The organism is Janthinobacterium sp. MP5059B (assembly GCF_001758645.1).
In the GTDB taxonomy this organism is placed as follows: Bacteria; Pseudomonadota; Gammaproteobacteria; order Burkholderiales; family Burkholderiaceae_D; genus Janthinobacterium; species Janthinobacterium lividum.
In genome coordinates this window covers 178,228-202,933 of record NZ_LRHX01000014.1, presented here as the reverse complement: position 1 = coordinate 202,933, position 24,706 = coordinate 178,228, and the positions used below count along the sequence as shown (strand labels likewise).

Annotated in this window: 20 protein-coding genes and 2 tRNA genes; 9 read left to right on the top strand and 13 right to left on the bottom strand. The window is 59.9% G+C overall.

What is annotated here, in order from left to right; genetic code table 11:
* Window positions 1–162: 162 nt before the first annotated feature.
* Both JAB1_RS16950 and acs read right to left on the bottom strand, forming a co-directional pair.
* Window positions 163–253: transfer RNA gene (locus JAB1_RS16950), tRNA-Ser, on the bottom strand.
* 222 nt (window positions 254–475) lie between these two features.
* Window positions 476–2,482: an acetate--CoA ligase gene (acs, locus tag JAB1_RS16945; RefSeq protein ID WP_070281011.1), complete on the bottom strand. Its 2,007-nt coding sequence runs from the start codon at window positions 2,480–2,482 to the stop codon at window positions 476–478.
* A 308-nt stretch (window positions 2,483–2,790) separates the two neighbouring features.
* Between acs and JAB1_RS16940 the strand changes: the two genes are divergently transcribed.
* The 5 genes from JAB1_RS16940 (at window position 2,791) to JAB1_RS16920 (ending at window position 7,731) form a co-directional block, all read left to right on the top strand.
* Window positions 2,791–3,405 (top strand): YqhA family protein, encoded by a 615-nt coding sequence (locus JAB1_RS16940; protein ID WP_034784515.1) that lies wholly within the window; start codon window positions 2,791–2,793, stop codon window positions 3,403–3,405.
* Window positions 3,406–3,518: 113 nt separating this feature from the next.
* Window positions 3,519–5,060 (top strand): fumarate hydratase, encoded by a 1,542-nt coding sequence (locus JAB1_RS16935; RefSeq protein ID WP_034784516.1) that lies wholly within the window; start codon window positions 3,519–3,521, stop codon window positions 5,058–5,060.
* Between the two features lie 67 nt (window positions 5,061–5,127).
* Complete coding sequence (murI, locus tag JAB1_RS16930) at window positions 5,128–5,973, top strand: glutamate racemase (protein ID WP_070281009.1); 846 nt, start codon at window positions 5,128–5,130, stop codon at window positions 5,971–5,973.
* A 142-nt stretch (window positions 5,974–6,115) separates the two neighbouring features.
* Window positions 6,116–6,191, top strand: a tRNA-His gene (locus JAB1_RS16925).
* Window positions 6,192–6,372: 181 nt separating this feature from the next.
* Window positions 6,373–7,731, top strand: coding sequence for a family 43 glycosylhydrolase (locus JAB1_RS16920; protein WP_070281006.1), 1,359 nt, complete (start codon window positions 6,373–6,375; stop codon window positions 7,729–7,731).
* 9 nt (window positions 7,732–7,740) lie between these two features.
* On the opposite strand, the gene JAB1_RS29955 is transcribed toward JAB1_RS16920, so the two are convergent.
* Entirely contained in the window at window positions 7,741–8,187 is a 447-nt protein-coding gene (locus tag JAB1_RS29955; protein WP_161789566.1) for a response regulator, read from the bottom strand.
* Between the two features lie 287 nt (window positions 8,188–8,474).
* Between JAB1_RS29955 and JAB1_RS16910 the strand changes: the two genes are divergently transcribed.
* The 4 genes from JAB1_RS16910 to JAB1_RS16895 all read left to right on the top strand — a co-directional run bounded on the left by JAB1_RS16910 (window position 8,475) and on the right by JAB1_RS16895 (window position 12,549).
* Window positions 8,475–10,595 carry a TonB-dependent siderophore receptor gene (locus JAB1_RS16910; RefSeq protein WP_070281004.1) on the top strand — a complete coding sequence of 707 codons (2,121 nt, stop codon included), beginning with the start codon at window positions 8,475–8,477 and terminating at the stop codon, window positions 10,593–10,595.
* Window positions 10,596–10,927: 332 nt separating this feature from the next.
* Window positions 10,928–11,587 carry a PEP-CTERM sorting domain-containing protein gene (locus tag JAB1_RS16905; protein ID WP_070281002.1) on the top strand — a complete coding sequence of 220 codons (660 nt, stop codon included), beginning with the start codon at window positions 10,928–10,930 and terminating at the stop codon, window positions 11,585–11,587.
* A gap of 258 nt (window positions 11,588–11,845) precedes the next feature.
* Window positions 11,846–12,295 (top strand): hypothetical protein, encoded by a 450-nt coding sequence (locus tag JAB1_RS16900; protein ID WP_034782544.1) that lies wholly within the window; start codon window positions 11,846–11,848, stop codon window positions 12,293–12,295.
* A 47-nt stretch (window positions 12,296–12,342) separates the two neighbouring features.
* On the top strand, window positions 12,343–12,549 hold the full coding sequence (locus JAB1_RS16895) for a hypothetical protein (RefSeq protein ID WP_070257130.1): 207 nt from the start codon (window positions 12,343–12,345) through the stop codon (window positions 12,547–12,549).
* 63 nt (window positions 12,550–12,612) lie between these two features.
* On the opposite strand, the gene JAB1_RS16890 is transcribed toward JAB1_RS16895, so the two are convergent.
* From JAB1_RS16890 to infB, 10 genes are all read right to left on the bottom strand, one after another.
* Entirely contained in the window at window positions 12,613–12,996 is a 384-nt protein-coding gene (locus JAB1_RS16890; RefSeq protein ID WP_070281000.1) for a hypothetical protein, read from the bottom strand.
* Between the two features lie 161 nt (window positions 12,997–13,157).
* Window positions 13,158–13,730: a hypothetical protein gene (locus tag JAB1_RS16885; RefSeq protein ID WP_070280998.1), complete on the bottom strand. Its 573-nt coding sequence runs from the start codon at window positions 13,728–13,730 to the stop codon at window positions 13,158–13,160.
* A 168-nt stretch (window positions 13,731–13,898) separates the two neighbouring features.
* Entirely contained in the window at window positions 13,899–14,225 is a 327-nt protein-coding gene (locus tag JAB1_RS16880; RefSeq protein WP_092611776.1) for an energy transducer TonB, read from the bottom strand.
* 81 nt (window positions 14,226–14,306) lie between these two features.
* On the bottom strand, window positions 14,307–16,061 hold the full coding sequence (locus JAB1_RS16875) for a methyl-accepting chemotaxis protein (RefSeq protein ID WP_230522315.1): 1,755 nt from the start codon (window positions 16,059–16,061) through the stop codon (window positions 14,307–14,309).
* Between the two features lie 518 nt (window positions 16,062–16,579).
* A complete protein-coding gene (locus JAB1_RS16870; RefSeq protein WP_070280996.1) occupies window positions 16,580–17,044 on the bottom strand; it encodes a hypothetical protein in 465 nt (154 codons plus the stop codon).
* On the bottom strand, window positions 17,044–18,039 hold the full coding sequence (gene dusA / locus JAB1_RS16865) for a tRNA dihydrouridine(20/20a) synthase DusA (protein WP_070280993.1): 996 nt from the start codon (window positions 18,037–18,039) through the stop codon (window positions 17,044–17,046). Before dusA ends, JAB1_RS16870 begins: the two co-directional genes overlap by 1 nt.
* 118 nt (window positions 18,040–18,157) lie before the next feature.
* Complete coding sequence (gene typA / locus JAB1_RS16860) at window positions 18,158–19,990, bottom strand: translational GTPase TypA (RefSeq protein ID WP_034782534.1); 1,833 nt, start codon at window positions 19,988–19,990, stop codon at window positions 18,158–18,160.
* Window positions 19,991–20,332: 342 nt separating this feature from the next.
* Window positions 20,333–21,268 (bottom strand): tRNA pseudouridine(55) synthase TruB, encoded by a 936-nt coding sequence (gene truB / locus JAB1_RS16855; protein ID WP_052140133.1) that lies wholly within the window; start codon window positions 21,266–21,268, stop codon window positions 20,333–20,335.
* A 2-nt stretch (window positions 21,269–21,270) separates the two neighbouring features.
* The gene (gene rbfA, locus JAB1_RS16850; protein WP_034782531.1) at window positions 21,271–21,693 is read right to left on the bottom strand and encodes a 30S ribosome-binding factor RbfA; all 423 of its coding nucleotides are present in this window, start codon (window positions 21,691–21,693) and stop codon (window positions 21,271–21,273) included.
* 115 nt (window positions 21,694–21,808) lie between these two features.
* Entirely contained in the window at window positions 21,809–24,667 is a 2,859-nt protein-coding gene (gene infB, locus JAB1_RS16845; protein ID WP_034760145.1) for a translation initiation factor IF-2, read from the bottom strand.
* Window positions 24,668–24,706: the final 39 nt, after the last annotated feature.

Below are 24,706 nucleotides of genomic sequence, written 5' to 3'. Positions count from 1 at the left end.
GGGGAATCCGGCCCGGCGCTTTCCCTCAAAAAAGTTAGACGTACTGAAACGTCTTGGCACATTTCGAGACGCCGAAAAACGAAAAAACCGCTTAGAATCAAGGATCTAAGCGGTTTTTGAGGGACTTCCTGAGACGTCCTGATCTTACTTAATTACTATCCGTGGCGGAGAGAGGGGGATTCGAACCCCCGATAGAGTATTACCCTATACACGCTTTCCAGGCGTGCGCCTTCAGCCGCTCAGCCATCTCTCCTGAAGGCAATGCGCGCGTCTTGCTTGCTCACATTGTGTACTGCATATCGCTTGTCGCGAAGCCGCAGATTATAGCAAAGATTCTACGGACTGCCAAAGTTATTTACCCAGGGGTAAAACCATTGGCTGGCCAGAATTGGTTTCGGATGTTCTCAAGCTTCCACCCCCAGTAAAGGCTGGGGTCAGACCCAGCGGGTCTGACCCCGGATGTTGCTTTGGACTATTACGACGTTTCCTTCAGCTGCTCCAGGATGGACGGGTTTTCCAGGGTCGAGACGTCTTGCGTGATCGTCTCGCCCTTGGCCAGCACGCGCAGCAGGCGGCGCATGATTTTGCCGGAGCGGGTTTTCGGCAGGTTGTCGCCAAAACGGATTTCCTTCGGTTTCGCGATCGGGCCGATTTCCTTGCCGACCCAGTTGCGCAGCTCCAGGGCCAGCTTCTTGGCTTCCTCGCCGGTCGGACGCGCCTGCTTGAGCACCACGAAGGCGCAGATCGATTCGCCTGTCGTGTCGTCCGGACGGCCCACCACGGCTGCCTCGGCCACCAGCGGATTGGCCACCAGGGCCGATTCGATTTCCATCGTGCCCATGCGGTGGCCCGACACGTTCAGCACGTCATCGATGCGGCCCGTGATGGTGAAGTAGCCGGTGTCCTTGTTGCGGATGGCGCCGTCGCCGGCCAGGTACATCTTGCCACCCAGTTCTTCCGGGAAGTAGCTGGACTTGAAACGCTCGGGGTTGTTCCAGATCGTGCGGATCATCGATGGCCATGGGCGTTTTACGACCAAAATACCGCCCTGGCCGTTCGGCACGTCCTGGCCCGCTTCGTCGACGATGGCGGCCATGATGCCCGGCAATGGCAGGGTGCAGGAGCCGGGCACCATCGGTGTCGCGCCAGGCAGCGGGGTGATCATGTGGCCACCCGTTTCCGTTTGCCAGAAGGTATCGACGATCGGGCATTTCTCACCGCCGATATGCTTGTAGTACCACATCCACGCTTCCGGATTGATCGGCTCGCCGACCGTGCCCAGCAGGCGCAGGCTGCTCAGGTCGTAGTTGCCTGGATGGACTTTCGGGTCCACGTCGGCTGCCTTGATCAGCGAACGGATGGCCGTTGGCGCCGTGTAGAAGATGCTGACGTTGTGCTTCTTGATGGTTTCCCAGAACCGGCCCGCGTTCGGGTAGGTCGGGATGCCTTCGAACACCACTTGCGTGGCGCCCACGGCCATCGGGCCATACGCGATGTAGCTGTGGCCCGTCACCCAGCCGATGTCGGCCGTGCACCAGAACACGTCGTCCGGCTTGATGTCGAAACTCCACTTCATCGTCAGCGCGGCCCACAGCAGGTAGCCGCCGCTCGAGTGCTGCACGCCCTTCGGCGTGCCCGTCGAACCGGAGGTGTACAAGATAAACAGTGGATGCTCGGCATCGACCCATTCCGGCTCGCATTGCGCCGACTGGCCTTCGACCAGGTCGTGCAGCCACGTGTCGCGGCCGGCCACCATCGGCAAGTCGCTGCCCGTACGTTTATACACGATGACGTTTTTCACGGAGTCGCAGCCGCCCAGCGCCAGCGCTTCGTCGACGATGGATTTCAATGGCAGCTTCTTGCCACCGCGCAATTGCTCGTCGCCCGTGATGACGGCCACGGCGCCCGCGTCGATGATGCGTTCCTGCAGGGATTTCGCCGAGAAGCCGCCGAACACGACAGAGTGGGTGGCGCCGATGCGCGCGCAGGCTTGCATTGCAGCAACGCCTTCGACGGACATCGACATATAGATGATCACGCGGTCGCCCTTGGCGATGCCCTTGGCTTTCAGGCCGTTGGCGAACTTGCAGACTTTTTCGTGCAGCTCTTTATATGTTGCCTTGGTGACGGTGCCATCGTCCGCTTCGAAGATGATGGCCGTCTTGTCGCCCAGGCCATTTTCGATATTGCGGTCCAGGCAGTTGTACGATACGTTCAACTGGCCGTCTTCGAACCATTTGTAGAACGGGGCGTTGTCTTCGTTCAGGGTGCGGGTGAACGGTTTCTTCCAGCTCAGGTTCTCGCGCGCCAGCTTGGCCCAGAAGCCTTCATAGTCGGTTTCCGCCTCTTTCACCATGGCGCGGTATGCGTCCATGCCGGAAATGGTGGCCTGTGCGGCAAATGCCGCCGACGGGTCAAATACGCGCGACTCTTCCGGTCCCTGCTGTTCCGTGCCCTGCCCTTGGTTTTCTGTAGCACTCATGCTTGTCTCCAGTGTAGTAATTGTTTGCTAACACGATAGACCCCGTGTCTTACGGACGCCTTACATGTCGCGTTTATGCAGCGTTTTACCCCTATCAAGGCTAACCATAAGCGCCTTCGGCAATGGGAGTCAAGGGGACGCCGTACAGTATTTTCACTGGGAAAATGCATGCGGCACCGAAGGTTCAATACCACTTCGTGTTTCATCAAACCTAATAATCAGGAGCAAGGCCATGCGCAGTAATCAGCAGCAAGTGTAAAATGTCGGGCATACCAAAAATTGGTATTTACTCCCCCAGGAAACCCCACATGATCGACCACCTACCACCGTCATCCAAACATACCAAGCTGCACCCGCTGTCCTCCTTCATCTTCATGTCGCGCTGGCTGCAGTTGCCGCTGTACCTGGGCCTGATCCTCGCACAATGCGTGTATGTCTTCCATTTCTGGGTGGAATTGTCCGACCTGATCGGCGCCGTGTTCGGCAATGATGCAGCCCTGCAGCACGTGCTGACGGCCGTTGCCGTGCCGGGCAGCGCCCTGCCGACCAAGCTCAATGAAGCGACCATCATGCTGGTGGTATTAGGCCTGATCGACGTGGTCATGATTTCGAACCTGCTGATCATGGTCATTATTGGCGGCTACGAAACCTTCGTTTCGCGCATGCACCTCGATGACCACCCAGACCAGCCAGAATGGTTGTCACATGTCAATGCTTCCGTGCTGAAGACAAAATTGGCGATGGCCATCATCGGCATCTCGTCCATCCACCTGCTGAAGACATTTATCAATGCCAATTCCTACAAGATGGAAGTGATCATTGCGCAAACGGTGATCCACATGGTCTTCATCATTTCGGCCATGGCCATTGCGTACACCGACCGCATCATGACGGTGACCCAGAACCAGGCACGACCGCATTAAACCCGAAGCCCATGGCTGCCAGCGGCGGCCATGGGCTTTGTCATTTCCGATGCCGCAACCAGTAACCATTAATTAGTAAAAGTCTTACCCTTCTTATCCACCGCGAGAACACCATGACTGTCATAAAGCAAGAAGACCTGATCGAATCCGTCGCCGCAGCGTTGCAGTACATTAGCTACTACCACCCTGCTGATTACATCGAGCACCTGGCGCGCGCCTACGCGGCCGAGCAAAGCCCGGCGGCAAAAGATGCGATCGCGCAAATCCTGACCAACTCGCGCATGTGCGCGGAAGGCAAGCGTCCTATCTGCCAGGACACGGGTATCGTCAACGTCTTCCTGAAAATCGGCATGGGCGTGCGCTTCGAAGGTTTCAGCGGCACGGTTACCGACGCCGTCAACGAAGGCGTGCGCCGCGCGTACAACTTCGACGACAACAAGCTGCGCGCCTCCATCGTGGCCGACCCGCACTTCGACCGCAAGAACACCAAGGACAACACGCCAGCCGTCGTGCACATGGAACTGGTCGAAGGCAATACCGTCGACGTGAAAGTCGCTGCCAAGGGCGGCGGCTCGGAAAACAAATCCAAGATGATCATGATGAACCCGTCCGATTCGCTGGTGGACTGGGTCATGAAGACCGTGCCGACCATGGGCGCCGGCTGGTGCCCGCCAGGCATGCTGGGCATCGGCATCGGCGGCACGGCCGAAAAAGCCATGCTGATGGCAAAAGAGGTGTTGATGGAAGACATCGACATGTTTGAGCTGAAACAACGCGGCCCGCAGAACAAGCTGGAAGAACTGCGTATCGAGCTGTGCGACAAGATCAACTCGCTGGGCATCGGCGCGCAAGGCCTGGGCGGCCTGACGACCGTGCTCGACGTGAAAATCATGATGCACCCGACGCACGCCGCGTCGAAGCCTGTCGCCATGATCCCGAACTGCGCCGCCACGCGCCACGGCCACTTCGTGCTGGACGGCTCGGGCCCGGCCTACATGGAACCACCATCGCTGTCGTCGTGGCCGGAAGTGCACTGGACGCCGGATACGGAAAAATCCAAGCGCGTCGACCTGAACACCCTGACGAAGGAAGAAGTCGCTTCGTGGACGCCAGGCCAGACCTTGCTGTTGAACGGCAAGATGCTGACGGGCCGCGACGCCGCACACAAGCGCATCCAGGACATGCTGGCCAAAGGCGAAGAATTGCCGGTCGATTTCAAGAACCGCGTCATTTACTACGTCGGCCCCGTCGACCCGGTGCGCGACGAAGCCGTCGGACCAGCCGGCCCGACGACCGCCACGCGCATGGACAAGTTCACCGACATGATGCTGGAAAAAACGGGCTTGATCGCCATGATCGGCAAGGCCGAACGGGGACCAGTGGCCATCGAATCGATCCAGAAACACCAGTCGGCCTATTTGATGGCTGTGGGCGGTGCCGCCTACCTGGTGTCGAAAGCCATCAAGCACGCCAAGGTGCTGGGCTTTGCCGACATGGGCATGGAAGCGATCTACGAATTCGACGTGGTCGACATGCCAGTGACCGTGGCCGTGGATGCGAAAGGCACCTCGGTGCACAACACGGGCCCGAAAGAGTGGCAGGCAAAGATCGAGCAACTCAATAGCGTCAGCAAGATTCCCGTGACGGTCGCTTAAACAAGCACTACCATAGACGCCGCGCGGCAACATCAGCGCGGCGTTTTTTTATCTTCCCCGGTTCCCTATGACTTCTAATGCAAGCACTGCCCGCCCAGACGCGCCCATCGGTATTTTTGACTCCGGCGTGGGCGGCCTGTCGGTGCTGCGCCATATCCGCGCGCAGCTGCCGCAGGAAGACCTGATTTACTTTGCCGATTCCGGCTATGCGCCGTATGGCGACAAGACGGAACAGCAAGTGGTCGACCGTTCACTGGCGATCACCGCCTTTTTATTGCAGCAAGGCGCGAAAGCGCTGGTGGTGGCATGCAACACGGCCACCATCGCCGCCATCAAGGCGCTGCGCGCGCGCTATCCCGACCTGCCCATCGTCGGCGTCGAACCGGGATTGAAACCGGCGGCCGCCATCAGCCGCAATGGCAAGATCGCCGTGCTGGCGACGGAACGCGCCTTGCGCGGCGACAAGCTGCTGGCCCTGCGCGAACAGGTGAGCGCCGCCACGGGCGCCACGTTCATCTTGCAGCCCTGCATCGGCCTGGCCGACCGCATCGAACAGTGCGAACTGGGCACCGATCCGCAGGACGCCACCAGCGCCATGCTGGAACGCTACATCGCCCCCATGCTGGAACAAGGCGTCGACACGCTGGTACTGGGCTGCACGCACTACCTGTTCGTACAGGACGCCATCGAACGCACGGTGCGCGCCCACACGCAGGAACAGATCACCCTGGTGGACACGGGCGACGCCGTGGCGCGCCAGCTGGCCCGTCTGCTCGATGCGGCAAGCTTGCGCCGCATTAACAATGACGCACCACGACTGCAAGGCTACACGACGGCCAAGGTCGAATCCCTGGCGAAAGCCTTCGCCGGTTTGCTGGACTTGCAGCCGCCCGTCGAACACCTATCCGTGTGAGCGGTGGGAGCAAAAGCGACCGTTTTCATGCAATCTTTCGATTCTTTAAAAAAGACTGCATTTAGATTTGCCACTTTGCCGAGTTCTTTGTATAATTCGGCACCTGTTCAGCAAAACAGCTAAACAGGTAAGTAAGACAGTGGTGGCTGTAGCTCAGTTGGTAGAGTCCAGGATTGTGATTCCTGTTGTCGTGGGTTCGAGCCCCATCAGCCACCCCACAGAATAAAGAAGAGCCCAGTTTTCGAACCGGGCTTTTTCTATTCCGGCGCCGCTTTTCTATCTTCACCGATACCGGCCCCGATATCGCTTCCTGCAAAAAATTCATTAGTGCAAATTTGACCATCGCCCTACTCTGGGGTGCGGCCTGGACCGCCCCATAAAAACAGTACGGAGACAACGATGAAGCAAATCCTGGCAGCACTGTGCCTGATGTTCTGCGCCCATGCGCACGCGATCAACCTGACTGGGGTGCCGAACGCGCACGACCCCGGCACCCTCACGCGCGACGGCGATACGTATTTCAATTTCACGACGGGCGATGGCATCTGGTATTCCACCTCGACGGACCTGCTGAAATGGTCGGCAGGCCCCGCGCCCGTGTTCAGCACGCCGCCGGCCTGGATCGCCAATAAAATCCCCAACTTCAGCGGCTCGTACTGGGCACCGGACGTGATCCACATGAACGGCTACTATTACCTGTATTACTCGGTCTCCACCTTCGGCACCTCCGTGTCGGCCATCGGCGTGGCCCGCTCCGCCTCGCTGAAAAATCCCAGCTGGACGAACCTGGGCATCGTCGTGCAATCGTATGGGGGCGGTGCGGAAATCAATGCCATCGACCCGGCCCTGTTCCGCGATCATGACGGCAAGGTCTACATGTCGTACGGCTCGTTCTTTGGCGGCATCGGCGTGACGGAAATCAACCAGGCCACGGGCAAGACAAGCGGCAACGTCACCACCATCCTCGGTGGCGGCGGCAAGGATATCGAAGCGCCCTACATCACGCACGACGGCGAGTATTACTATCTGTTCGTCAACCGCGGCAAATGCTGCCAGGGCGCGGCCAGCACGTATTACGTGGAAGTGCAGCGCGCCAGCAGCGTGACGGGGCCGTACAGCGGCACGCGCACGCTGCTGCCTAACCTCGATGGCAAATACAAGGGACCAGGCCATATCGGCGTGCTCAAGCAGGATGGCTGCAACTACACCTCGATCCACTATTACGACGTCAACGACAATGGCGCGGCCAAGCTCGACATTTTGAAGATGACGTATGACAGCGGCTGGCCCAGCCTGACGCGCAATTTCTCTGTCGCCAGCTGCGGCGGCATCTCAGACGGCCCCACGGTGCTACGCTCGCGCCTGAGCGGCAAGGCGATGGCCGTGGCGGGCGCCGGCACGGCGAATGGCGCACTGGTGCAGCAGCAAACCTATACGGGAGCAAAACACCAGCAATGGTATGTGGTGGGACACGGCGATGGATACTATAGCCTGATCAATTCGAACAGCCTGCTGGGCCTGGACGACTACAACAATTCGACCACGGCAGGCACGAATATCGCGCAATGGAGCTACTGGGGCGGACTGGGCCAGCAATGGCGCTTCGCCAGCCCCGCGTCCGGCTACCAGACAATTACCAACCGCTACAGCAACCTGACCTTGGACGTGCTCAACCTGAGCACGGCGGAAAACGCGCAGATCATCCAGTGGAACGTGACCAACGCGAACAACCAGCAATGGTCACTGAGCCGGCCATAGGATCGGGAACTAGCCCGCCAGCACCGACTGCACCGTCGTCGCCAGGTCGTCCAGACGCACGGGTTTGACGAGGAAGTGGCGGAAGCCCACGGCCAGCGCATCGTCCATGTACATGGGCAGGCTGTGGCCCGTGACCGCGATCAGCACGGCGTTGGCCGTCTCGGGATTGTGGTGCAGGCGGCGGCCGATTTCGATGCCGCTGATGCCGGGCATTTCGATGTCGAGGTAGACGGCATCGGGCACGCACAGCTTGACTTGCTCGACGGCCATCTGCCAGTTGCGCACCACCACCGCGTGGTGGCCCAGCGCTTCGAGCAGCATGGCCAGCGATTCGCCCACTTCCTGGTTGTCGTCGACCACCAGCAGATTCAATTTGCGCGCAGCACTTGCCGGCTGGTCGCCCTGACGGCGTTCCACGGGGGGATTGCCTGGTGTCGTTTCAGTTGTCTGGCTCATTGTACGTTTACGTCTGACGGCTGCAAAAGCGGGAGTATACAAGAAGCGCGCACAATGCCGCCGCACCCGAGCAATGGTGCCAGGCGGCAATCCAAGCCGCCCGCTGTACCGGGCCAGCAACACTTCCCCGCCCGCAGGCAGCCATATGGCCACTACGCAATATTCGCAATTGACGGATAAAATGAGAATCATTATCATTATCATCCCCTTGCGCCGGATATCCACGCCACGATGTTGTCGCGCCGCCCGATTGCCCGCGCAAACATTGTCATTACGGAGATCCATGCATGGCTGCCACACCTTTCACACTGCCCTTTTCGCTGCGCCCGTGCGCGCTGGCCATCGCCCTCGCCTGCCTGGGCGTTTCTTTTTCCGCGCAGGCACAGGAGGCCAATGCGGCCAATACCGCCGATAACGCCGGTCCCATCCTGGAATCCATCCAGGTCAGCAGCAATCTGCTGGGCACCAGCATGGCCGCCAGCACGAAGAATTTCGCGGGCGCCCGCACGGTGGTGCAAAAGGATGACATCGAGAACTCGGGCGCGACCAGCCTCAGCGACGTGATGCGCCGCATTCCCGGCGTGCAGATCAGCGACAACTCGGGCAGCGCCGGCAGCGCCATTTCACTGAACATCGGCGTGCGCGGCCTGGCCGGACGCTATTCGCCGCGCAGCACGGTCTTGCTGGACGGCATTCCCATGTCGGTGGCGCCGTATGGCCAGCCACAACTGTCATTCGCGCCCGTCAGCCTGGCCAATGTCGAGACGGTCGACGTCGTGCGCGGCGGCGGCGCCGTGCGCTTCGGCCCGCAAAACGTGGGCGGCATCATCAACTTCAAGACACGCCGCGTGCCCACCACTCCAGGCATCACAGGCGACGCCACCGTACGCTACAACTCGTACAGCGAAGTGGGCCACAATACGCAGGCCAGCGTCTTTGCCGGCACCCAGCTCGACAGCGGCCTGGGCCTGGCCGTGCTGTATTCCGGCATCCGCGGCAGCGACTGGCGCGTGGGCAGCGATGAGAAGGTCAACGACTTCGCCCTCAAATTCCGCTACGACCTGAGCCCGACGGCCGAGGTGTACGCCAAGCTGTCCTACTACGACGTGACGTCGCGCACGCCGGGCGGCCTGACCGCCGCCCAATACAAGGCCGCCCCGTTCCAGAACACGCGCCCGACCGATTACTGGAGCGGCGAGCGCAAGGCCTTCGACATCGGCTACCTGAACGCCATTTCCAGCACGCAGGAATTCGAAGTGCGCGCCTATTACAACAAGAGCTCGCGCGAAAGCACCCTGATCAACGCTGGCCGCACGGGCCTGGGCCGCCAGCCGCGCAACTATGAAACGACGGCCATCGAGCCGCGCTACACGCAGCGCTTCACGACCGGCAAGGTATCGCAAGACATCACCGTCGGCTATCGCTACCTGGCCGAACGGGCCGACGAGACCATCTACAACATCGTCATCGCCAGCGGTGTAAAGCAAAAGCCGACGCGCTTCGCCGACAATTCCACCGATGCGCAAGCCGTGTATATCGACGACAAGATCGCCATCGATGCCTGGCGCATCACGCCCGGCGTGCGGTACGAACACATCAAGACGGAACGCTTCAACCACTTGCCGACCGACCAGAAGATCGAGTTGCTCAACAATAAGGCCCTGCCTTCGTTGAACGTGGCCTACTTGCTCAACAACAACGTGACCCTGTTCAGCAACTACAACAGCTCGTTTGGCGCCGTGCAAAACACGCAGCTGAACTCGCAATCGGACAAGAATCCACTGCAGCCGGAACTGGCCAAGACGGCCGAACTGGGCGCGCGCTGGAAGAGCGGCCAGCTGTCGGCCGAAGCGACCTTGTTCAACATCAAGTTCGACAACCAGATCCAGTCCGTCGGCAGCGGCGAAAGCGCCGTCTTCTACAACGTGGGCGCCACGCATCACCGGGGCCTGGAAACGGCCATCGACTACCATTTCGACAAGTCCGGCCCACTGGCCGGCTTGAATGCCTACGCCACCTACACCTATACGAAGGCGACCTTGCAGGATGGCGTGAACGCGGGCAATGACGTGCCCTTCTATTCGCGCAACACGGATACCGTCGGCGCCCACTACCAGCTGGGCGCCTGGGGCTTCGACCTGTCGAGCAACCACCAGAGCCGCCAGTTCGCCGACGAAGCCAACACCGTGGCGGAAAACGCGGCCGGCAACCTGGGCGTCATTCCCGGCTTCCGCACCTGGAACACGCAAGTGAAATGGAAAGTGCCGGGCCAGGCGGGCCTGGAGCTGGTCGCCGGCGTCAACAACCTGAGCGACAAACGCTACTTCACGCGCACATCGGACGGCAACCTGGGCAAGATGGTGGGTGCGCCGCGCATGGTCTACCTGCAGGGCCGCCTGGCGTTCTGAGCTGATCCGCCGCCTCCGCCTATCGAATCAATAGGCTGGGGCGCACGCTTGCTGCACGCAAAAACCTGCACCATTGTTGTAATGGTGCAGGTTTTTTTACGCCCCCGATGTCACAAAGATTCTTTGCTGCAAGCACGCTGCAGGCCGCGTTCCCTGTGGAGCAAAATTGCAATTAGTTCACCATAGAAATTACTTGCAGTGCAGATACAAATGATTTCACAATTGCAAATATTTTCAGCGAGCGGGCGTTCTTTATGTGATTTTTGGTGATATTCTTTAAATGTCATTTAGGAAATTGAATGATCTTTTAATCAACTAAAACGAGAGCTCACATGAACACGCCTGCCACCTTGCTGAAGATCGCCGCACTGGCCACCCTGGTCACCGCCGGCACCGCCAACGCCGCGACCGAATTGGTGGTCAACGGCAGTTTTGAAAGCAATGCCATCTCCTCGCCTTATGCCCAATTGAGCGCCGTTACAGGCTGGACTTCGTCTGTCGGCGGCAACACGGCCTTTGAAATCCAGAAAGGCGCCACGCAAGGCGGCCTGAGCGGCTTCAATCCCGTCGCGGCAGACGGCACGCAATACCTGGAACTGAACACGGAAAGTATGTCGTCCACCTACCAGACGATCGCCACCACGGCCGGCGGCATCTACGCGCTGTCATTCGCCTACTCGGGCCGTCCCGATACCCCGGGCGGCGCCAACAGCCTGATGAATGTCTACTGGGGTTCGACCCTCCTGACGCCAACGGCGCTGGTCGGCACCACGAGCGGCGTGTGGCAAACCTACAGCCAGAACGTCACGGCGCTCGGCTCGTCGAGCCTGCTGCGCTTTGAATCGATCGGCCCTGTCTCCGCGCCAACCTACGGCTCCTACCTGGACAACGTCTCGGTGACGGCTGCCGTGCCGGAACCGGAAGCCTACGCCATGATGCTGCTGGGTCTGGGCTTGCTGGGTTTCATGGCGCGCCGCAAGGCAGCCGCCTGAATCTGAAAAGCCGTCGCGCAACAGCCGCTCCGCCGCCTGGCCGGGCGGCTTTTTTCATGGGAAAACGGGAGCATCACATCAGTAAATGTTGCCAAGAAGAATTAAATTGACGCTACAATAGCGGGGTATCAAGCAATGCCAAGCATCGCTCCGCCAGGGCCCCTACCCCGCCCTGATCATCAGCACGCATTTTTTGAACAGGATGACTGGCGCTGCCGGGCCCGATCGCGCTCCCGGCACGGCCACCACACACGCACCATGTCCGCAGAAAAAACCATTACCGAAACGAGTTCCTACGGCAAGGAAACGCCCGTAGGGCGTCCTGACATCGATGGCCGCGCCGGCATTTTCGTGCCCACGGCGGAATTTGACATCAACAACACCACCACCATCCGCAAGGGCGCGGGCATTGTCGGCTTCGGCAACCTCGATGGCACCCTGACCGTATATTTCGAAGCGAACCGCTTCGACGAAAGCAATCTGCACAAGTGGGAACACAAGGCGCGCAAGGCGTATGACCGCATGGTCATGGGTGCGCCCACGGTGTCGAAAGCGAAAATCGATGCGCGCATGCTGGAACAGGTCGGCATCATCGATGGCATGGGCATCAATCTCAAGCACCCGGAACGCCTGACGCACTGGCTGGCGATCTCGAACGTGCCGGACACGGCGCCTGAAGAGCCGGTGGTGCGCTGGAAAAACCGCTAAACAATCGGAGAGCGAGGCGGGCCGCCAGGCACGAGGTGTTGTCCTACATGGCGGCGGACATTCATCCGATGCCCAAAGGCATCAACTCATCCTATGATGAAAGCCTGACCACACCTCACACCACTCAGGAGTACGACATGTCCCGCCTCATCCCGATCAGCTTTGGCGCCTTGCAAATAGGTCTGGCAGCGGCGGCGATGTACATCCTGTGTTCGGCGGACGTATTGCACCAGGGTTCGGTTTATTTCCACTAATAAAATGACAAAGCCGGGCAAGCAACGCTTGTCCGGCTTTGTCCTGCATGCAAGCGCAATAATCTAGCGGCGGCCGTGGTAGCGTCCATGCCCGCCCCAGCCGCCGCGGTGTCCACCGTAGCGCCCAAAGCCGAACATGAAGTCCAGCCCGATCGTCACGGGCGGATTGTAATAATACGGTTGCGGCGCGTACACGGGCGCCGGCACATATACGGGTTGCTGCACGTACACCGGCTGCTGCTGCACGTACACAGGCTCATTCGTGTATTCCACGCGCGGTGTGCTCATCACGCGGCCCGACTGCACCGGCTCGGACGAGACTGTATGCCATTCATAGGGATTGTAGGCCCCCTGTGGCGCGCGCGAACCGTAATATGCGGGACCGGGGGGTGCCACGGCGCAGCCACCCAGGGCGGCCAGCGAAATTACTGCCAACAGGGTTTTCATTGCAATTCTCCTCGAGTACCAATTCCATGTACTACCTTAATTAAGTACTATAAGAAATTACGTCGAGCTTTGCTGCGCTTTTACCGATTGTTACACGCCGACGCACGCCGCAACATGAAATGTGGCAAAGCCGCCACAAGCCACTCGTGCGGCATGTTTCCTCAAATAAACGGAATCGCGCACGTATCGATGGCCTTGCCGGCCGCGTCGTAGCGCTGCACGCACACCTGGTAGCGCACGCCGTAATCGAGCTCGACCTGCTCGACCTTGCCATACTTCAATTTCCAGCTGGGCTGCACCTGTTGCCGGCCAGCCAGCGCGGCCACATCCTGCGGAATCGCCATCGCCGTTTGCGTCTCGCCCTGGCGCGCATCCTGGCGCCGCGCCACGTCGGTCGATACGCTCACGGCCAGGTCCACGCCGCCGTCCACATAACTCAGCGTGGGCGCGCTGCGCTGCGCCCGCATCACGCCCCAGGCGCAAGGCTTGCCACCGGCCTCGCATTGCTTCAATTGCGCCAGTGGAAAATATTCAGGGGCAATCTTGCCATCCTTGATGGGCCAGCTGGTGCGCACGCCGTCGCGCTTGCCCGTCAGGGGATTATCCCAGCTCAGGCTATTGACGACGGCCACGGTCTGCCCCGCCTGCAAGCCCACGGGCGTGCCCAGCGAGGCGCAGGCGGAAAGCAGCAAGCCGCTGGCGGCCAGGGAAAAAAGTGTCAGGATGCGCTGCATGGTAGGCCTCTTGTAATGGGAGATCCCGAAGGTATGTTTCGAGGGTAACAGAATCGGCGGCGACAGTGCCGTTGGCTGGCGCACATAACAGTACGGGCGGCACCCTTGCAGGCGCCGCCCGTAGCGGATATGGCCATGCCGGGAGCCTCGCTCCCGGCAATACGTGGATCAGTCCAGCTTCCAGGCGTAGTCAACCTTGGTCCAGGTTTGCGCTGCGGCGCCATCCTTGGTGCCCGGCTTGAACTTGCACGCGGACAGGGCCTTGATGGCAGCCTTGTCCAGGTTCTTGAAGCCGCTGCTCTTGTCGACTTTCGAATCGGCAACAGTACCATCGGCATTGACCAGGAAAGACATCGACACGGTGCCCTGCTCTTCGTTCATCAGCGAGGCTTTCGGATAGTCGGCCTTGCAGTTCTTGGCATCGAACGACGCCGGCACCTCGGCAGCAAAGGCCGCGGAAGAAACGGACACCAGCAAGGCTGCTGCAACACTCATAAAACGCTTATTCTCAAACATGTGCTTCCCCATGATTATCAGATACGGTAATTACAATTTCCGGTGCGCTGTTGACCGCGCTTAAAACTCTTCCCACTCGTCATTGCTGCCGGCGCCTGCCGCCTTGCGTGGCGCCGCAGCGGCCACGGGAGCGGCCGCTTCCGCCTTGCGGGTCAGCGACTTCACCGGGCGCAATGCCGCTGCCGGCTTGCGCACGGCCACTGGTGCGGCGGCCACGGGAGCCGGTACATACGCTGCCGGCTTCTCTTCGCCTTCGACCAGTTTGAAGATGCTGACCACGTGGGCCAGTTCGGCCGCCTGGTCTTGCAAACTTTGCGCTGCGGCGGCTGCCTGCTCCACCAGGGCGGCATTTTGCTGCGTCATGCCATCCATCTCGATGATCGACAGGTTGACCTGTTCGATGCCGGCGCTTTGTTCCTGGCTGGCACTGGCGATCTCGCTCATGATGTCGGTCACGCGGCGCACGCTGTCGACCACTTCGCCCATCGTCACGCCAGCCTGGCCGACCAGGCGCGTGCCCCGTTCCGTTTTCTCGGCCGAATCGTCGATGAGGATCTTGATTTCTTTCGCCGCGCCAGCGGAGCGCTGGGCCAGGTTGCGCACTTCCGACGCCACCACGGCAAAGCCGCGGCCTTGCTCGCCGGCACGTGCCGCTTCCACGGCCGCGTTCAGCGCCAGGATGTTGGTCTGGAAGGCGATGCCATCGATCACGCCGATAATGTCGACAATCTTCTTCGCCGACTCATTGATCGAGCTCATGGTGTCAACCACTTGCGACACCACGGAGCCGCCCTTGATGGCGACATCCGAAGCGGTGGCGGCCAGCTTGTTGGCTTCCCGCGCATTGTCCGCATTCTGTTTCACGGTCGAGGTCAGCTCTTCCATCGCCGACGCCGTTTTTTCCAGCGCGCTGGCCTGCATTTCCGTACGCGACGACAGGTCGATATTGCCGTCGGCAATTTCACGCGAGGCCGTGCCGATGGTTTCCGTACCGACGCGCACCTGGCCGACGATGCCCACCAGGCTGTTGCGCATTTCCTTCATTTCCGCCAGCAGGCTGGAGGTATCGGAAGGCTGCGTGTGGATGCCGATCGACAGGTCGCCATTGGCGATGCTGCCGGCGATCGATGCCGTGTAGTCCGGTTCGCCGCCCAGCTGTTTCAGCAGGCCGCGGGTAATCACCAGTGCCGCTGCCACGCCCATCGCCACGGCCAGTACGCCGAGGATGATCATGAACAGGCGCGCGCTGTCGAAGGCCTTGCGGGCGTCCGATTGCATCTGCTCATTGAGCTTGTCTTCCAGCACGGCCAGCTGCTCCAGCGCTTCCATCCATTTTTTCTGTACCGGACGGATTTCCTTGATCATCACGCGCGTGGCGCCTTCCGCATCGTTGGCCATCCACAGCGCGGATGCCTTGGCGATGGCCGGCATGGCGGCGGCTTCATATTCCTTGATCGAGGCCAGCAGGGCTTTTTCTTCAGGAGTCGACTCGACGGCAAATTTCTCTTCGAGCTTCTTCTGCGTTTCCTGATAGGTGCTGGTCTGCGTCTTGATACGCGCCATTTCAGGTTCCATATCGCCCGCGTCGGTCATCAGGGTCAGGATGCGCAGCGAAGTGATGCGGTCGCTGACGTTGCCACGCATGTCGATCACGAGGCGGGTGACGACGTTGTTGACATTGATCACGTGATCGAGACGTTCCTGGATTTGCGCCATGCGCGCGATGCCGAGGACGGTCACGGCCACCAGCAGAACCAGTACCAGGGCGAAACCCAGGCCCAGGCGGGTACCAACCTTCATTTTTGCTAAATTCATTTCGGCTCTTCGTAAATGAAACTATTGATAAGAATTTTGCCCGGCACGACAAGACGAAGGCTGCGTAACACCGGTATCCGCCCTTACCCATTGGTATGCTGGCGGTCTCCGGCCGCACGCAGCCTGGGGTACTTCCTGGTCTACAACAGCCCTGAAAACGCCAGTGACTGCGAATGCAAATTTGTTCCACACACTGAATTTTTGACACCGTTGATGTGAGATCAACATCAAACATTCATATGAGAAATATTTGTCTATAATCAATTATAGGTGTAAATTTTGCCTCAAAGCAAGCAATAAGTACCTGAATAAATAGCTGATTAACTTTCTTCGGGGAAATGGCAACAATGCCGTTTCTTGCCCCTTAGAAATGCCCCACGACAGTGCGGGCGTGCGCCGAAACAGCGCATTTACAACACATGGCATAGCCATATGACATCGTTTTGGGAAAGGTACTCAGAGGAAGGGGTGGTGCGGACAATACCACTGCGCGGGGGCAGCGGTATAGACAACTTGGATCAGCGGTCCCAGCTGCAATACATCATATAGGCGTGGCCGTCCGTGCCGAAGACAAAGATGCTCCAGATGGCACCCAATCGACCAGCCACGATGCCCTGGCCCGATGATACCAATTGATACCAGTACGGCTCGCTGCCCAGCAGTTCGGCCAGTTCGCCCTCGAAACCATCATATAAACGGGCGTCGAGCGGCTCGCGGTCGGCCTCGCTCGTCGGGAGCAAGCGCTCGAGCAGCCACTGGCGCGGCGTGCACAGGGCACCGCTGCATACCATGCTTTCGATCGGCTGCAGGCGCATGCCGTCCGGCGGCAGCTTCAGCGTGCGGCACAGCGCGTCAAGCGACGCCTGCGGCGCGATGGGCCCCAGATACTCGCAAAGAAACAGACTGCCATCATCCTTCAGCGCGGTGACGGCTTGCAGGTAGCCATGCAACTGCTGTGCATGGGCGTGGCAGTCGCCGCGCATCAGGCAGGCAAGGACAAGCGCGCCGCCGCTTCCAGCAGCAAACGCGGGTCGCCCGAGGCCAGCTTCTTCGAATCCGACAAGGTCTGACGGAAGCCGCGCGCGCCGGGCAGGTTCTGCATCAGGCCCAGCATGTGGCGCGTGACGCTGTTCAGTTTCAAGCGCCCCGCTTCTTTTTCCAGCTGCGCGCTGATGTAGGGAATCATCGCTTCGAGCACCTGCTCGCGCGTTTTGACGGGAGCGTCGTCGCCGTAGTAGCGCTGGTCGAACTGCGCCATCACATACGGGTTGTGGTACGCCTCGCGGCCCAGCATGACGCCGTCCAGGTGCTGCAGGTGCAGGTCGATCTCGTCCAGGGTCTTGATGCCGCCATTGATGATGAACTCGAACTGGGAAAAATCACGCTTCAAGCGGTAGGCATAGTCATACTTGAGGGGCGGCACTTCGCGGTTCTCCTTCGGGCTCAGGCCTTTCAGGATGGCGTTGCGCGCATGCACGATAAACGTCTTGCAGCCGGCGGCGGCCACGGTGCCGACGAAGTCGCGCACGAAGTCGTACGATTCGCTGTCATCGATGCCGATGCGGTGTTTCACCGTGACGTCGATATCGACCACATCGCGCATGGCTTTCACGCAGTCGGCCACCAGTTGCGGCTCTGCCATCAGGCAGGCGCCAAACGCGCCCTTTTGCACGCGCTCGGACGGGCAGCCGCAGTTCAGATTGACCTCGTCGTAGCCCCACTGCTGGCCCAGCTTGGCGCTGGTGGCCAGGTCCTTCGGATCGCTGCCGCCCAGCTGCAGCGCCACCGGATGCTCTTCCTCGTTGAAGCGCAAATGGCGCTCCACGTCGCCGTATACCAGCGCGCCCGTAGTCACCATCTCGGTGTAGAGCCAGGTGTGGCGCGTGATTTCGCGGTGGAACTTGCGGCAATGGCGGTCGGTCCAGTCCATCATCGGGGCGACGGACAGGCGGCGGGAAGGCAAAGAAGAGGAAGTCATGGTGTCTACAAAAAACAGGAGCTGCAAATGACAAACCCGCTGCGCGCCTCACCAGTGATGGTGACGCGGCGCAGCGGGCCGGGAGCGGCATGGCCCGCAGGCCATGCTCTACAACAGATTACGAATCACGCGACGCTTTTTTACGCTCGTGCTCTTTCAGGAAGCGCTTGCGCAGACGGATCGATTTAGGCGTGATTTCCACCAGTTCGTCGTCCTCGATGAATTCGACTGCGTATTCCAGCGACATCTGAATTGGCGGTACCAGGCGCACCGCTTCGTCGGTACCCGACGAACGCACGTTGGTCAGCTGCTTGCCCTTGATCGGGTTGACGACCAGGTCGTTGTCGCGCGAGTGGATACCGATGACCATGCCTTCGTAGACTGGGTCATTGTGCGACACGAACATGCGGCCGCGGTCTTGCAGTTTCCAGATAGCGTAGGCAACAGCAGCGCCGTCATCTTGCGAGATCAGCACGCCGTTACGACGGCCAGCCATTTCGCCACGGGTGTTGTCGACTGGCGCGTATTCATGGAATACGTGGCTCATCAGGCCGGTGCCGCGGGTCAGGGTCATGAATTCGCCCTGGAAGCCGATCAGGCCACGCGCAGGGATCAGGTACTCGAGACGTACGCGGCCCTTGCCATCCGATTCCATGTTTTGCAGGTCGCCACGACGACGGCCCAGTTCTTCCATGACGCCGCCCTGGTTGACTTCTTCCACGTCAACCGACAGGTTTTCAAACGGCTCGTGGCGCACGCCATCGACCATTTTGAAGACCACGCGTGGACGCGAAACGGCCAGCTCGAAGCCTTCGCGACGCATGTTTTCGATCAGAATCGTCAGGTGCAGCTCGCCGCGGCCCGATACTTCAAAGATCGTGTCGTCGTCGGTTGGTGCCACGCGCAGAGCAACGTTGGCTTTCAATTCTTTTTCCAGACGGTCACGCAGTTGACGCGAGGTAACAAACTTGCCTTCGCGGCCAGCCAGTGGCGAGTTGTTGACCATGAAGTTCATGGTCAGGGTCGGCTCGTCGACGGTCAGCATAGGCAGCGCTTCTGGAGTGTCCACTGCGCACAGGGTCGAACCGATGCCGATTTCGTCGATACCGTTGATCAGGCAGATGTCGCCGGCGACGGCTTCGTCCACCAGCACGCGCTCCAGGCCCTTGAAGTTCAGCACCTGGTTGATGCGGCCTTTGATTGGCGTGGCGCCTGGGCCATTGATGACCAGCACGTCCTGGCCGACCTTGACGGTACCGCGGTTGACGCGGCCAATGCCGATCTTGCCAACGTACGACGAGTAGTCCAGCGAGGTGATCTGCATTTGCAGCGGGCCTTCAGGATTGTCGTCGCGTACTGGAACGTGTTCCAGGATGGCGTCGAACATCGGCTTCATGTCGCCGCCGCGCACGTCTTCGGTCAGGCCGGCATAGCCGTTCAGGCCCGAAGCGTAAATGATAGGGAAGTCCAGTTGTTCGTCGGTAGCGCCCAGCTTGTCGAACAGTTCGAACGTCTGGTTGATGGCCCAGTCCGGACGTGCGCCTGGACGGTCGATCTTGTTGACGATAACGATAGGCTTCAGACCCAGTGCCAGCGCCTTGCGCGTGACGAAACGGGTTTGCGGCATCGGGCCTTCTTGTGCATCGATCAGCAGCAGAACCGAGTCCACCATCGACAGAACACGTTCCACTTCGCCGCCGAAGTCGGCGTGGCCTGGGGTGTCGACGATGTTGATGTGGGTGCCTTCGTACTCAACGGCGCAGTTCTTCGACAGAATCGTAATGCCGCGCTCCTTTTCCAGGTCGTTCGAGTCCATGACTCGGGTGTCGACCGCTTGGTTTTCACGGAAGGTGCCGGACTGGCGCAGCAGCTGATCCACCAGCGTGGTTTTGCCGTGGTCAACGTGGGCGATAATGGCGATATTACGAATTGCGCGTTTTGTATTTGACATGGTCGTAGTAGTTACTGAAAAACTGCGGAGTGCGTACAAGGTGTACGAGATACCCGAATGCTAATCTATTTCCGGAACCGCGTAGTATAGCATGTTGCGTTGCAACGCTATCTAAAAATGCTGGCGGCTCCCGCAGTCGGGGACGATTTGTTTAAAAATGCGACACCGGGTTAGCAGTGTCGCTGATCAATATGACTTGACCATGACTTACCTATAACTTAACGACACCTGACAAAACCGTAGCGAGCGGAAGTGAGTTGTGGCTAAGAAGCGCAGCTGTGCGCATGCACAGTGAGCATCGCAGGCCGCAAATCACGACGCGCAGTAGGTTTGGTCAGGTGTTCACTGATGCGCGGTGGCGATCAGACGCTCCGGGGCCAGGATGCTGTACTCCTGCAACTGGCCCGTGCCCAGCAATTTGCTGTCGTGATACACGCGCACTCGGCCCGGTTCGGCCGGCACGGCGACGTCTTCCTTGCCCAGCGCGATGCGCTGGCCATGCAGGAAACGCTTGGCCAATTCTTCCGTCAGCTGGACGGCCGGGAAACTCGACAATAATGCATCGACGGGCGCCAGCAGGCTCAACGGTTCGGCATGCGCCGTCAACTCGTCGAGCGTGACGACGCCGTCCAACGTCAGGCTGCCAACCTGCGTGCGGCGCAAGGCGTTCAGATGGCCGCCGCAACCGAGGGCATGGCCGATGTCTTCGCCCAGCACGCGGATATACGTGCCTTTGCTGCACATCACGGACAATTTCAGGAACGGGGCGTCATAGCCGAGGAACTCGAGCTTGTGGATGGTCACCGGGCGCGCTTCGCGCTCCAGGGTGATGCCTGCCCTTGCATACTCATATAAGGGCTTGCCGTCCCTTTTCAAGGCCGAGTACATGGGCGGCGTCTGCAGGATAGGCCCGCGGAACTGCGCCAGCACGGCTTCGATCTGCTCGTCGGTGACGTTGACGTCGCGCGTTTCCAGCACTTCGCCTTCCGTGTCGCCCGTATCCGTCGTCTGCCCCAGGTGCACCAGGGTTTCGTAGGTTTTATCGGCTTCCAGCAAGTCCTGCGAGAACTTGGTCGCTTCGCCAAAGCACAGCGGCAGCAAACCCGTGGCGAACGGATCCAGCGTGCCCGTATGGCCCGCCTTCTTCGCGTTCAAGACGCGCTTGGCCTTGATCAGGGCGTCGTTGCTGGACCAGCCGACAGGCTTATCCAGGAGCAAGACACCATCGACCAGGTCGCGCACCCGCTTGATGCCGGGCGGTTTCTTCGGACCCGCCACGCTTATTGCTCGTCCGCTTTGTCTGCAGGCTTTTCGTCCGGCTCGGCGTCGGCCGCGCGCGTGGCGTTGGCCTTGTCGATCAGCAAGGACATTTCCATGCCGCGCGAGGTCGAGCTGTCATGCACGAAATGCAGCATCGGCAGGGTGTGGATGTGCAGGCGCTTGCCCAGCAAGCCACGGATGAAGCCAGACGCGGCCATCAGGCCTTCGGTGGTGTTCTTGATGGCTTCCTTGCTGTCTTTCAACATCGTGAAAAACACCTTGGCGTGCGCGTAATCGGGGGTGATCTGCACTTCGGTGATGGTGATCATCGTGCCGACGCGTGGGTCCTTCAATTCGTAGGCGACGATTTCAGCCAGATCGCGCTGGATCTGGTCGGCCACGCGCAAGCCGCGCGCTGGCATGGTTTTGCTATGTTTAGCCATGATTATTATGCTGTCCTAAGTGCCGCAGGGCGCATGGGTCAAACGGTTGCCCGTTGACCAATGCGCCCCACGTGTTTGCGCGGACAACGATATGTCCGCGCCATTACTGCTGTGATTACAGGGTACGAGCGATTTCCTGGACTTCGAACACTTCCAGCGTGTCGCCAACCTGAATGTCGTTGTAGTTCTTCAGCGACAGGCCGCACTCGAGACCGGCGCGAACTTCTTTCGCATCGTCCTTGAAGCGTTTCAGGGAGTCGATCTCGCCGCTCCACACCACGATGTTGTTGCGCAACAGGCGGACGGAAGAAGCACGCTTGACCACGCCATCGGTGACCAGGCAACCGGCAATCGCGCCCACTTTCGAGACCAGGATAACCTGGCGGATCTCGACCTGGCCGATGACGGTTTCGCGTTTCTCTGGTGCCAACATGCCCGACAACGCCGATTTGATCTCGTCGATCGCATCGTAAATGATGTTGTAGTAGCGAATGTCCACGCCATTCGACTCGGCCAGCTTGCGTGCCTGGGCATCAGCACGGGCGTTAAAGCCGATGATGACCGCTTTCGAGGCGACTGCCAGGTTGACGTCCGATTCCGTGATGCCGCCGACGGCTGCGTGAACGACTTGTACGCGCACTTCGGAGGTCGACAGTTTCTGCAGCGAACCAACCAACGCTTCTTGCGAACCTTGCACGTCGGTTTTGATGATCAACGGCAAGTTTTTCACTTCGCCTTCGGCCATCTGGTCGAACATGTTTTCCAGTTTCGCAGCTTGCTGCTTGGCCAGTTTCACGTCGCGGAACTTACCTTGACGGAACAGACCGATTTCACGCGCCTTGCGCTCGTCAGCCATGACGACGACTTCTTCACCGGCAACCGGCACTTCCGTCAAACCCTGGATTTCGACCGGAATCGAAGGACCCGCTTCAGCGATGGACTTGCCGTTCTCGTCCAGCATGGCGCGAACACGGCCATACGAAGAGCCCGCCAGAATCACGTCGCCGCGCTTCAGGGTACCGGACTGCACCAGGATCGTCGCGACAGGACCACGGCCCTTGTCCAGACGTGCCTCGACTACCAGGCCGCGTGCAGGCGCATCGACCGGTGCCGTCAGTTCCAGCACTTCGGCTTGCAACAGCACTTGTTCCAGCAGGTCGTCAATACCTTGACCCGTTTTGGCCGAGACCGGCACGAATGGCGACTCGCCACCGTATTCTTCCGGTACCACTTGTTCTGCGACCAGTTCCTGCGTCACGCGATCCACGTTGCCACCCGGTTTGTCGACCTTGTTGATCGCCACGACCAGCGGTACGCCGGCTGCTTTCGCATGGGCAATCGCCTCTTTCGTTTGCGGCATCACGCCATCGTCGGCGGCAACCACCAGAATCACGATGTCGGTTGCCTTGGCGCCACGGGCACGCATGGCGGTAAACGCTTCGTGGCCCGGGGTGTCGAGGAAGGTGATCATGCCGCGTGGCGTATCGACGTGGTAAGCGCCGATATGCTGCGTAATCCCGCCCGCTTCGCCGGAGGCAACCTTGGCGCGACGAATATAGTCCAGCAGCGAGGTCTTACCATGGTCGACGTGACCCATGACGGTGACCACCGGTGCGCGTGGCTTGGTTTCGAAGTGCGCGTGTTCGCCCACATCGGCCAGCAGCGCTTCCGGATCGTCCAGTTCGGCGGCGAACGCCTTGTGGCCCATTTCTTCCACCAGAATCATGGCGGTTTCCTGGTCCAGCACCTGGTTGATCGTGCACATCTGGCCCAATTTCATCAAATGCTTGATGACTTCGGATGCCTTGACGGACATTTTGTGCGCCAGTTCGGCCACGGTGATCGTTTCCGGTACGTGCACGTCCTTGACGACGGCTTCCGTAGGAGCCTGGAAGTTCGATTCACGGTCGTCATGGTGCGTCGGGCGACGGCCCTTCGCGCCACCGCGCCAGCTGTCACGGCCGCCTGGGCCGCTATTGCCGCGTGGCTTAGGACCACCGGTGGTGCCGCGTTTTTTCGCGTCATCGGACCAGGTGGACGACACATTGGCCGACTTGATGGATTTCTTGTCTGCAACTGCAGGCTTCTTGTCGCCCGGCTTGTCGCCAGGTTTCTTGTCAGCAGGCTTGTGCAGGGTGCCTTCCGGCGCCTTCGGCTTGACCGGAACCGGTACGGGTTCAGGTGCCTTGATGGCGCGGCGTGGCGCGTTCATCATGGCCTTGATCTGGGCAACTTCGTCGGCAACGGCCTTGCGTGCACGCTCGGTGGCTTCCGCTTTGTCAGCGGCTTCCTTGGCGGCAACAGCAGCGGCAGCCGCTTTCTTCTTCGCTTCTTCAGCGGCAGCAGCTTTTTTCGCTTCGGCGGCGGCGTCGTCAACGACAGGCGCAGCAGCGCTGGCGGCAGGCGCGGCGGCAGCCTTGGCAGCGGCTTTCTTCGCTTCCGCTTCCGCTTCTTTCTTCGCAGCCAGTTCAGCCTGTTGCGTGGCTTTCGCCTGGGCTTCTTTTTCCGCGTCGAGCTTGGCCAGACGTTCTTGTTTTTCGCGCAGATCGGCTTCCTGGCGGGCGATCAGTTCAGCCTGTTTACGGGCTTCTTCTTCACGCCGCGCCACGTCGGCTGGATCGATCACCGGTGCGGCAGGCGCGACCGGTTCTGCTGCGACCGGCGCAGCTTCGTCACGCTGGACGAAAGTGCGTTTCTTGCGCACTTCCACCTGGATGGTGCGCGATTTGCCGGTTGCGTCAGCTTGCTTGATTTCAGTCGTTTCCTTGCGGGTCACGGTGATTTTTTTCTTTTCTGTGTCAGCCGCTGCGCCGTGTGTGCGGCGCAGATGATCCAAAAGCTTGTCCTTATCATCTTTCGACAATGGATCTGACGTCGAACTTTTCTCGACGCCGGCAGAACGCAGCTGCGTCAGCAGCAAATCTGCAGGCATCTTCAGTTCGGTGGCAAATTGGGCTACGTTGTTACTCGCCATTCAGTCCTCTTTTCTATGTGTCGCGGAGATGATAAAGAT